The sequence below is a fragment of the Vibrio sp. 10N.222.54.E6 genome, assembly GCF_041473955.1.
Taxonomy (GTDB): domain Bacteria; phylum Pseudomonadota; class Gammaproteobacteria; order Enterobacterales; family Vibrionaceae; genus Vibrio; species Vibrio tasmaniensis_A.
This window is the reverse complement of record NZ_JBFRTD010000046.1, coordinates 1,104-9,938: the sequence shown is the minus strand read 5'-3', so window position 1 is coordinate 9,938 and position 8,835 is coordinate 1,104. Positions and strand designations below refer to the sequence as shown.

At 43.6% G+C, this 8,835-nt stretch carries 9 protein-coding genes and 1 pseudogene; 8 read left to right on the top strand and 2 right to left on the bottom strand.

Going from position 1 to position 8,835, the window contains the following annotated elements:
- Window positions 1-669 precede the first annotated feature (669 nt).
- The 7 genes from AB4513_RS22530 to AB4513_RS22500 all read left to right on the top strand — a co-directional run bounded on the left by AB4513_RS22530 (window position 670) and on the right by AB4513_RS22500 (window position 6,189).
- Window positions 670-1,464 (top strand): arginase family protein, encoded by a 795-nt coding sequence (locus tag AB4513_RS22530; RefSeq protein WP_017100381.1) that lies wholly within the window; start codon window positions 670-672, stop codon window positions 1,462-1,464.
- Window positions 1,445-1,600, top strand: coding sequence for a hypothetical protein (locus AB4513_RS22525; RefSeq protein ID WP_017100380.1), 156 nt, complete (start codon window positions 1,445-1,447; stop codon window positions 1,598-1,600). The genes AB4513_RS22530 and AB4513_RS22525 overlap by 20 nt, the downstream gene beginning before the upstream one ends.
- A 49-nt stretch (window positions 1,601-1,649) precedes the next feature.
- A complete protein-coding gene (locus AB4513_RS22520; protein WP_240798337.1) occupies window positions 1,650-2,219 on the top strand; it encodes a YqcI/YcgG family protein in 570 nt (189 codons plus the stop codon).
- A 20-nt stretch (window positions 2,220-2,239) separates the two neighbouring features.
- Window positions 2,240-3,229 (top strand): cysteine synthase A, encoded by a 990-nt coding sequence (gene cysK, locus AB4513_RS22515; RefSeq protein WP_017100378.1) that lies wholly within the window; start codon window positions 2,240-2,242, stop codon window positions 3,227-3,229.
- A gap of 88 nt (window positions 3,230-3,317) precedes the next feature.
- Window positions 3,318-4,490 carry an MFS transporter gene (locus tag AB4513_RS22510; RefSeq protein WP_102258450.1) on the top strand — a complete coding sequence of 391 codons (1,173 nt, stop codon included), beginning with the start codon at window positions 3,318-3,320 and terminating at the stop codon, window positions 4,488-4,490.
- Between the two features lie 9 nt (window positions 4,491-4,499).
- On the top strand, window positions 4,500-5,240 hold the full coding sequence (locus AB4513_RS22505) for an SDR family NAD(P)-dependent oxidoreductase (protein WP_017100376.1): 741 nt from the start codon (window positions 4,500-4,502) through the stop codon (window positions 5,238-5,240).
- 16 nt (window positions 5,241-5,256) lie between these two features.
- Window positions 5,257-6,189, top strand: a complete 933-nt coding sequence (locus tag AB4513_RS22500; RefSeq protein ID WP_017100375.1) for a RimK family alpha-L-glutamate ligase — start codon at window positions 5,257-5,259, stop codon at window positions 6,187-6,189.
- Window positions 6,190-6,198: 9 nt separating this feature from the next.
- On the opposite strand, the pseudogene AB4513_RS22495 reads toward AB4513_RS22500, so the two are convergent.
- Window positions 6,199-6,377, bottom strand: a pseudogene (locus tag AB4513_RS22495) (IS256 family transposase); the annotation flags it as partial.
- 235 nt (window positions 6,378-6,612) lie between these two features.
- On the opposite strand from AB4513_RS22495, the gene AB4513_RS22490 reads away from it, so the two are divergent.
- Entirely contained in the window at window positions 6,613-7,506 is an 894-nt protein-coding gene (locus AB4513_RS22490) for a dihydrodipicolinate synthase family protein (RefSeq protein ID WP_017100374.1), read from the top strand.
- 585 nt (window positions 7,507-8,091) lie between these two features.
- Here the strand turns inward: AB4513_RS22490 and AB4513_RS22485 are convergent.
- A partial coding sequence (locus AB4513_RS22485; RefSeq protein ID WP_136975498.1) for an Ig-like domain-containing protein occupies window positions 8,092-8,835 on the bottom strand: 744 nt, incomplete at its 5' end.

Below are 8,835 nucleotides of genomic sequence, written 5' to 3'. Positions count from 1 at the left end.
CCCACAATGGTGCGGAGAGTGCAATGACCACGAAAGAGTAATGTCCAATCTCTTCCCGACTCTCGTTGCCTTTTGGCTACAGCGTATTAACCACTTCCGCTGCTTCATCATATAACGCGCCTTAAATGGATTCATTATATTCATCATATTGCCCCCCTAGCACTCACCCGACTTGTGGTTGTCAGGAGGAACGTCCTCTAACGATTCTTCCAGCTCAGTCAACAACCAAGCTTCGTTACATTGTCAGAGCCGCTTCTTTATTCAGGCTCCTAGGGGCATCTGGTAGTACAGATGGTTCACCCTTCGTGGTGAACAACGTTTCATACGACTTCAGGTCGCACGGACATTTCTGAGTTACACGTTTTATTAAATTAATATTTCATGAATTATTTAAGGTCTTGTAAAACCTCTAGCCTAGTGGCCAAATTTACTCACCTACAACACGTTAAAACGAGAATACGGAAAGTCAATAGAAACCCTTATAATATATGGGGTTTTATTAATTCAATTAATATTGAAAGTTATTTTGATAATAAATAATCATTATTATTTTTTTATATTTATCTAGCTGAGCTATAAAAAGACTTCATTTTTAATATATTGACGTCTTTCTAAATGCCTTTTCAAATACTCTGCTCTCAAGGACGTGTCGCGGACAGAGCAGATCGTATGCTCGAGGGCGCAAAGCTCACAGCAAATAAACTTGCTCTATATTATGACATTACACCTAACTACGTAGGGCAACGATCGCCTACGAAATCGGATGATTGGAGTGTTGCACTCCAGGAATCTCGAAAGACCCTCGCTCTGTTGCAGACAAAAATCTCCCATTTACTAGCCACTGGCGATAGCCCTGTCCTATTTGCATCAAATACCTGCTCAGCGAGCTTAGCGACACTGCCCGTTGTTGCATCGACTTTTCCTGACATAAAGGTCCTATGGATCGATGCACACAGTGACTTTAATACCCCTGAAACGACAGAAACCGGTTATCTCGGCGGGATGGTATTGGCTGCTACATGCGGCCTGTGGGATAGCGGTTTTGGCGCGGGAGTTAAACCTAATAATGTTGCTTTAATTGGCGTACATGACATCGATGAAAAAGAACTTAACAACGTTAATAATGCAGGTCTCATGCACTTTCCCCCTTCAACTCTGACGCCAGAGTCAGTCATCAAATTCATTGGTGATTCCAAAGTCTGGGTTCATGTGGATTGGGACGTTATGGACCCGGGGCAGATTTCCGCTGACTTCAAAGTCGAGGGAGGCTTGAAAGTCGCCCAATTATTGGATCTATTCGAGTCACTTCCTAACAACCAAATTATGGGCTTAGAACTTGCTGAGTTCTGTGCAGATAGCCACTCGTCAGTAGCCAATACAGAAGGACTAGATCTCATCATTCAAGCCGTGGATGCGCTATTCAAAAAAAATAAGAGTTTAAGTCATGGAAATCATCAAAACTAACCCTGCGGCTCTTGCGCCTAATGAGCAACATAAAACCTTGTATACACATGCAGAACTGTTGCAAGAACTGAATCAGTTTTCAAACTGGAAGAAGGAAGCGTGGGAAGAATTCAGTAAGAGAGTCAGCGCCCCCTGAGTTCCCTTGCCTGTTTAGCCGCAGAGCGTGGAACTCTAAGACTATCCAAGTGCTGTTTTGTGAGTCGGATGAACACAACACTTACTACCCGTTTTTGCATGGACTGATTGCTTATACGGACATGTTGAATTCCACTCCAGTTAATAAGCGTATGTTCTCGCCATTAGTGGTGTTTTTTTCTCCGGACCTTTCACTTTCAATGGCACCGCACAAGCTTGGTTGGGAAGTCTTAAATTGGACGCATGAGCACGATGTCGCTCAATGGCCTAGGCATATACCTATCGACCCCGAGGCATCTAAATGGACATACTGCTTTAATGGTGTCGAACTGTTTATCAACATGAGCTCAGACAAGCATCAAGTGCTTAGAAATCGGAATCTCGGCTCACGCCTTAATTTTGTGATTAACGCAAGGGAGGTCTTTGACATGGTCGCTAATGGTGAAACGAAAGGTGGCAGGCAGGCTCGAGAGCGTATTCGAAATCGTGTCAAAAAATACAACAACGGAGTGATGCCAACTGAGTTGGGGTTTTATGGAGAAGAAGAAAACCTCGAATGGCGTCAGTATCAGTTGCAAGAAGCTAGTGTGAAACGACCAAGACTGTGTCCCTTCAAATAAAAACTAACGAGAGAACGTAGATGCCTTTATATAACTCAATAACAGAAACTGTTGGATGCACTCCAATTGTCAAACTAAACAATCTTGCTCCAAAGGGAGTCGAGGTTTATGTCAAAGTGGAGTCTTTCAACCCAGCTGGTTCAGTCAAAGATAGGCTTGCACTCTCAATCGTGTTAGACGCTGAAACAAAAGGTTTGCTCAAGAAAGACGACACAATTATTGAATGCACTTCAGGTAATGTTGGAATTGCCTTGGCCATGGTTGCCGCAGCCAGAGGATACAAATTTATCGCCGTAATGGGGGATGGATATTCGCTAGAACGCAGGAAGCTAATTCGCGCTTACGGTGGTGAAGTCATCTTGTTCCCAAGTGAACAAGGTAGTAGCGGCGGTAATCGAATTGCCGACCAGCTTGCAGCTCAGAATGGATGGTTCAGACCCCGCCAGTTCGATAATCCAGCTAACCCTGCTTATCATCGTGAAACGACAGCAAGTGAGATACTCAGTGATTTTTCTGGTAAGCGTTTGGATTACTTTGTCACAGGCTTTGGTACAAGCGGAACTCTTACGGGTATTGGACAGATGCTGAAGGTGGCACGACCGGAGGTTGAAATTGTCGTCCCAGAACCTAAAGGTGCTCAGATCCTCGCAAAGGACCAATGGAAAGTTCACCCCATCCAAGGTTGGACCCCAGATTTCATACCAAGTGTGCTGGATAAGAGTGTGGTGGATAACCTTGTCACTGTTGATGGAAATTTGGGGATCACGACGGCACGTGACTTAGCTCGTCACGAAGGCATTCTTGTTGGTATCTCTGCCGGGGCAACGGTAGCTACAGCTTTAGAAGTGGCTAAATCTGCATCTAAAGGAAGCGTGATATTGGCAATGGCACCAGATACAGGAGAAAGATATTTGTCTACTGAGTTGTTTGATCAACTTGGTAATGAAGAAACGGACCCTTTTATTACAACTTGGAGCGAAGAGTCTATAACAGCTGAATGTAATGCATAGTTCACCCTCTAAATACTGGATTTATGTTAATAGTACACGTGACATGTAAACGCTATCAACGATAATTATCAACGAAAGGAATACTCGTATGGAAAAACGAATTTCATTAAGTGTGTTGGCGTTGGTCATGTTCTGTGTGGCCTACTCTGTAAACCTTCAAGCACCTCTTTACAGTGTTTATGCCGAAAACAGTAACATGGGCCCCGCGGCGGTCGCCATCGCCTTTGCTGCCTATGTATTGGGTCTATTGCCTACTCTATTAATGCTAGGGGGTATTTCAAATAAAGTAGGTAGGAAGCAACCCATATTCCTTGCACTATTGTTAAGTGCGGGGGCAACGGCATTGCTCGTCATTCAGCCAAATTGGACCTCGTTATTTGTCGCAAGACTGCTATTGGGTGTTGCTACCGCCTTAACCACAACCTCAGTCTCAGCGTATATATACGACCTTATTGATGAACGAGAACAAAAATTTGGTACGTTGCTAGTGGCCGCGTCTACGTCGTTGGGGTTTGGTAGTGGTGCACTTGCGACAAGTGTGAGCCTAAACGTAGCTGGCATGACAGTGCTGCCATACAGTTACCTCAGTCTATTTCTACTCGTTTCTTTGTTGTTGTTGTTGCTGGTTCGATTGCCGAGCAACCAAACCATAAAACCAAATCTCAAACTCATTACATTGCCTTGCTTCCCCACCAACACGTGGTCGTATGGTTTAGGCATGATGTTAGCTTGGGCTACAACGGGTATGGTCATCGCAATCGTACCAATACTTCTCAATGAGATGGGTTTAAGCGATTGGACTGGCTTAATGGTTTTCCTATCTATTTGCACTGGTTTTTTGACTCAACACATTGCTAAACGCTTGCACCCAAACTCAAGCCTAATATTGGGATGTTTCTTTACGGTATTTGGGTTTAGCCTCATAGCACTTGGCTACTATCATGAATCTATCACGATCATTCTTTTCGGAGCCAGTTGCACTAGCCTTTCAAGTTATGGTTTCACATATATGGCGGGGCTACTTAAGTTTACGAGTAACCATAACATCGACAAGGCAAGCTCTACGGCTGGCATGTACATCTATTCTTATGTCGGATTTTCGATACCTGTAATTACGTCCGGATTCATAGCGCAGCGCTTCGGTAACTGGATGGCGATACTCAGTTTTCTAACACTTCTACTGGCTCTTTGTTTCATTATTGTCGTCGGAAAGTTGATAGAAGGGAAGAAACAAACTCACTTTATGAAAGTTAAGAGCTAGGAAGGCTGAATGTCAGACTCACAGATTTCGCTCATTACAGGAGCAAACAGAGGGATCGGTTTTGAAATTGCAGCAGAACTTGGCAAGCAAGGTCATAAGGTACTGCTTGCTGGTAGAAAAGCAGCAGCAATTAAAGAGGCTGCTGCTAACCTGAACCTCCAAGGTATCGAAGTCTATTGCTTATGTATGGACATTACCGACGACAAATCTATCAAAGAAGCCGTCCATATCGTTGAAACCTTGTTTGGTAAGGTCGATATACTTATAAACAACGCAGCAATAAGGGTTGAAGAATATGGCACACCGCCGTCTGAACAACCACTCATAAAATGGTTTGAAACGTTCAATACAAATTTGTTTGGTACGGTAAACGTAACCCGCAGCTTTTTACCTTTACTCAAGCGCTCAATGAAAGGAAAAATCCTCAATGTATCGAGCTTATTGGGATCGGTGACGTTACATAGTGACACCAAATCATACGCATACACGGATGAATTTAAATCTCTACCAGCGTACAGTGCCTCAAAAAGTGCCCTCAATTCTTGGACTGCTCACCTCGCCTATGAGCTTCGAGATACCTCGATAACGGTAAATAGCATCCATCCCGGCTATACAAAGACCGACTTAAACGATGGCGATGGGATGTTAACCCCAAAAGAAGGAGCCCTCACAGCGATAAAAGTGGCACTTGATGCTGACAGCTTAGTGAGTGGTCAGTTTATTCACATGGAATCCCTTCTTCCCTGGTAGTAAAAGGAATAGTTAAATGCTCGCAACAAAGAAAGTCGCTTTAGTCTCAGATAGTGATAGCCTAGCTGTCGACTATGATATGCCTTATATTCTGGACGCTTTTAAGCGTACTGACGTGGAAGTTGATGTGATATTTTGGGATAGCCCCAACCACGATTGGGCTATGTATGATGTGGTTGTCCTGCGCTCACCGTGGACCTATATGGAGAAAATTGAGCCATTCATTGAATTTTGCCAACAAGTTGAAAATTGTTCAGTACTGCTCAATCCTCTATCGGTGATCAGATGGAACTCAGACAAGAGTTATTTGAAACAACTCGAGAAGCAGGGTGTCCCAATTGTCCCGACAGAAATCATCTACTCAGAAACTGAGATTCAAGCAGCCGTTGCTAATCTTCAAGATAACTACTGGAAAGTTCACGAAGTCGTGATTAAACCAACAGTTGGTGCCTATTCATTCGGTGTCATTCGTCTGTCCATCGAAGATTTAGACAAAATAACTCAGCATGTGCGTTACCTATTAGGACTAGGTAAGGGCGTCATTATTCAACCATACCTACATACGATTGAAGAGCATGGTGAAACGAACATGATTTACTTTGATCATACGTACTCACATGCGATTAAGAAGGAACCTTTGCTCGCACAACGTGGTGAGACTAAAACGCCGGACATGGAATTTCGCAAGCTAAAAGAAGCGAATAGTGAAGAGAAGGCGTTGGCGAAGCGTATATTGAGGTTAGTACAAAGCAATCTTGGTCTTTCTCAACCACTTCTGTACGCGAGATTAGACTTCATTGAAGGTAAAAATGGTCGGCCGCTGCTGCTGGAACTTGAGATAACCGAACCATCACTAAGCCTACCACTTACGCCTGAATGCGTTGATATATTTGTGCAGTCGATTATTGATAAAGCCCCAAAGCCTGTATATATAAAGGATTCTTTGTAACTGCCCTGGTTACCTATAAGCAGTTAATCGGTCTTCGAACATAATTATAAAGCGGTTCAGAACTTGTCGCCATTTGCTTATATGGGCATCGTCCATTGTACGGAGACATCCTGGATCGCTAAGAAGATCGTCTTCCCTGCCACTTCATCCGTTGGGAATAGCTTACTTTTGTTGACGGCTTTCGAGATAAAAAGTGACGGATAAAAATTTAGCCTATGAAGTTTCTGGACAAAAATAAATCAGTACCTTTGCTAAATTAGAAAGTCATGAATAACTACAGGTATGGAAAGTCACTTAATTTGGTGTCCAGTCTTGGCTGTGCAGATCATTGTCTATCTTTACCATCCTGTTTAATGTATTTGCGATAGGCTCATTATGGTCGCATAACACTCGGTAAACACACATAATGAAAGGAATTTATCTATGATATTTAAAGGAATCAGTGCTTTCCCGATCACCCCGATGTCGGATGAACGAATCGACGTGACCGCTTATAGTCAGATTCTTGGCCGTTTAATTAACGCAAGGGTTGATTCTATATGTGCCTTAGGGTCAACAGGTTTATATCCGTATTTAAACGCATCAGAGAAACATAACGCGATTGCTACAGCAGTTGAAATGGCAGGAGAAATTCCTGTCTTGGCTGGCATCGGGTCGCTACGATTAAGGGATGTGCTTGCTAATGCTGAGCAAGCAGAGCAGCTCGGCGTAAAAGGTCTTTTACTCGCGCCTATTTCTTATCATCGGTTATTCGATGAAGAAGTCTATGAACTCTATCGACGTGTATCGGAGAGCGTTTCGGTACCTATCTGTGTATACGACAACCCAGCTGCTACCCATTTTACCTTTAGTCACGAACTCCATGCTGAGATTGCAAAGCTAAAAATGGTGCAGTCAATAAAGTTCCCTGGTGCGCAATTTGAAGATCAGGGTGGATGCCGAGTTCAAGCTCTCAGAAAACTACTGCCAGGCAATGTAACGATTGGAGTTAGTGGTGACGTATTCGCTTCAAATGGCATTCAAGCAGGATGTGACGTTTGGTATTCCGTCCTAGCAGGTTTGTTCCCACTCACCGCTCTATACTTATTTAAGCAAGCCAAAATTTCTTCCCCTGCGCAAGCGAAAGAACTCTCTCTAAGATATGACAGACTGTGGCAATTGTTCTCAGATAATCTCGGTGCCATGAGGGTGATGGTCAGTGCGGCAGAAATATTAGGCTATGCTGAATCCCCATGTTTACCAACCCCTTTGACAGGATTAGATAGTGAATCCAAGCTCATTCTGCAAGAAATTATCTCAGAGTTAGATCTCGCTTAACACTATATGTAGAGTGAAATTTCTTACGGGATTTTTCGACCCAAAATCAAGATGGCAAGCTTTGGACCAAAACCGTGTCAGTGTTTTTACTAATCTAGCTGCCACGGGTAAAATGTGATCTACCCTGTCAGCACGAAGCTGGACACTTCTGAGTTACGAACCATAGAACATCCTGACTTTGCGGATTACTTCTAGTATTACAACCATACGACCACCCTGCATGTTGTTGGCCAAATGCCCTTATCCACTACAGATGGCAATTGCCGACAACAAAAAACTTATACCTAATAAGTCAAAACCTAAAACACCCTCTTTTAGAAGGTAATATCCAGAAACAATACCAATAATAGGTATAACCAAGATATTTAAGTTAGCTGACATCATCAATATACTTCGGCACTTCTGGTAGGTTATTTCATCGAAGAAGACTACCAGTTCATCTCAATATCTATCTGCCTAGGTTTTATCTTGATAACTAACTAATGTATTAAAGTACCTGCCAAGCACTTTATTAAAATCACTAATATAACCACCTACCGAGGTAGGTGGTTTTGAGAGAGAAATCTAAGACTCAGACGTTTGCCGCTAAGGAACAGAGACACACGATGCGTAAAGATAGTCGTCGCTCGGCATAGTGAGCCCAGAGTGACCATTTCTGAGAGATATATTGGCATAGCCCGGACCACGAGACGTTGATGTCCAGTAATTTATCCTGACTGCCCAGCCACGAGCAGTAAACATATTTCCATTTGTGTTGAATAGTCCCCTTAACTCATTCACAGTAGCTAAACGCCAGTTGGTTCGTCCTGCAATACTCTTGGAATTATATGTGTCACACAATGAATCTGCGTTATTCCAATCGAAAATATAGAAATCCCCAGTAGGACCTGAAGTTCCTATTTCTTGTGTAAAACCTTTATTTGTACTGCCTCCTCTACTATCTAGGAACGTTTTGGATGGTGAATTTGTAAACAATTTCCCACTACCAGTATCGAAGATGTCAAGACATGAAGCTCCCGTACTCCTACATGCATAGACCTCCACGTCCACTGTGTTACTGGTGACTCCGTCTAGGAAAGCCTCAACCGTCGTGGTGGCGACTGTGTCCCCAGACAATAAACCAGTAGGCGTGACCGTTGCTGTCTGTGGTTCATCCGGTGTCCACGTGACCGAACGGCTGACATCTGATGAGGTCCCATCACTGTAGGTCGCTGTTGCAAGTAACTGTTGTGTTTGACCTTTCGCGACTAAGACCTGTGAAGGCGTGACGGTGAGCGAGGTGACGATGGCATTGGTCACCTCCACGTCCACTGTGTTACTGGTGACTCC